Source organism: Phyllobacterium chamaecytisi, assembly GCF_020164455.1.
GTDB lineage: Bacteria > Pseudomonadota > Alphaproteobacteria > Rhizobiales > Rhizobiaceae > Phyllobacterium > Phyllobacterium chamaecytisi.
The window spans coordinates 1-1,306 of record NZ_JAIQWW010000059.1; the positions used below are offsets into that span (position 1 = coordinate 1).

At 56.8% G+C, this 1,306-nt stretch carries 2 protein-coding genes; one reads left to right on the forward strand and one right to left on the reverse strand.

The window, feature by feature from the left end; genetic code table 11:
• On the forward strand, positions 1–256 hold a 256-nt coding region (locus tag LB462_RS30870; protein WP_224515932.1), incomplete at its 5' end, for a hypothetical protein.
• A gap of 312 nt (positions 257–568) precedes the next feature.
• Here the strand turns inward: LB462_RS30870 and LB462_RS30875 are convergent.
• The coding region (locus tag LB462_RS30875; protein ID WP_224515934.1) for a GlxA family transcriptional regulator at positions 569–1,306 on the reverse strand (738 nt) is incomplete at its 5' end.

The window sequence follows — 1,306 nt, forward strand, 5'->3', positions numbered from 1 at the left end:
ACCATTCGCGGTGCCGCATCGCCCCGCGCGAAAAACGCATTTCGTTGATCGCGAACGCTCGTATTGCGGTTCTCTTCCATCCGGTGCGGTCCTTCTGCAGGTGAGGCCCGCTTTGGGCGCGTTGCAGCCGAAGCTCATTGACAAGGTGAACGGCAGCTTTCCCGGCGTAACCCCCGGGCATCTGCCAGTCCGTTTCTCACCCCCAAGCTGGACATTCAGCCTGCATAAGGCCACCGGCAGCTTTCAGGAATTTTAGCAGCAGGCTGAACGGCTGGATTGAACGCGCAAAGCAGTCGTTAAATGCATTGATCCCGAATATCCGGTTTGGGCCACAAGCGGTCATTAGCGTTGTCGCGCAACTAGATGAGCTGGCACGCTCGTATCTTTAAACAATCTGTGAGGACGATACCGCCCGGAGAGAAGTGGTATAAGCGGAATCAGGTCGAAGCAGGGAATCGACAGTTCGTTGTGAGAGATTCCGATGGATATTTGCTTCGGCTTTTTGAAGACCTCGGCGAACGACCAATTTCGTCCTGAGAATGCGGGGCTTGGTTTTACATCGCATAGGCTATTGCAGCAACCTGAGAGTAAGACCCTGACCAGAGCGCATCTCTTTCTGGTTGTGCTTCAGTGCCTGACGTAAGGCACCAAACCGCAGACGATAACGCGCCGGGGTCAAACCTGTCTTTCGTCGGAACAGGCGACCGAAGAAGCTCGCGTCCTCATAGCCAACCTCGTTGGCGATGGCTTCGATAGGCAGATCGGTGGTCTCTAGCATTTGCTTGGCCTCCTCGAGCCGCAGCGCGTGCACGTAGTCGAGAGGTTTCATGCCCGTTGCCTTGGCGAAACGGCGAATAAACGAGCGTTCTGGCAGGCCAGAACGTGTGGCCATCGCGGCAACCGGGGCATGCGTTTTGTAGTTCATCGCCAGCCATTCCTGGCATCCGCTGATCACCGCATCGGTCGTCTGCCGCAGGTGCATCAGTGAAGCGAATGGCAGTTGTCCCATGTCATGCCACTGCAGCATGTAGACCTTAGCGACCTCCATGGCTTCCTTCAGACCGACAAACCGCGCGATCAGGTAAAGTGCCAGATCTTGCCAGCTCGATCCGCCTCCCGCCATGACGATGCGCTGCGCCTCGCCACTCAACACGAGGGAGCGATCCAATCTGACGCGAACACCCGGATAGTTGTTGGTCAGCGTCTTCACATAACCCCAGTGAATGGTGGCATCACAATTGGTGAGTAATCCGGCCTCGCCGAGAAGCACCGCACCCGAACAGGCGCTGGCCAGCATCGCACCATT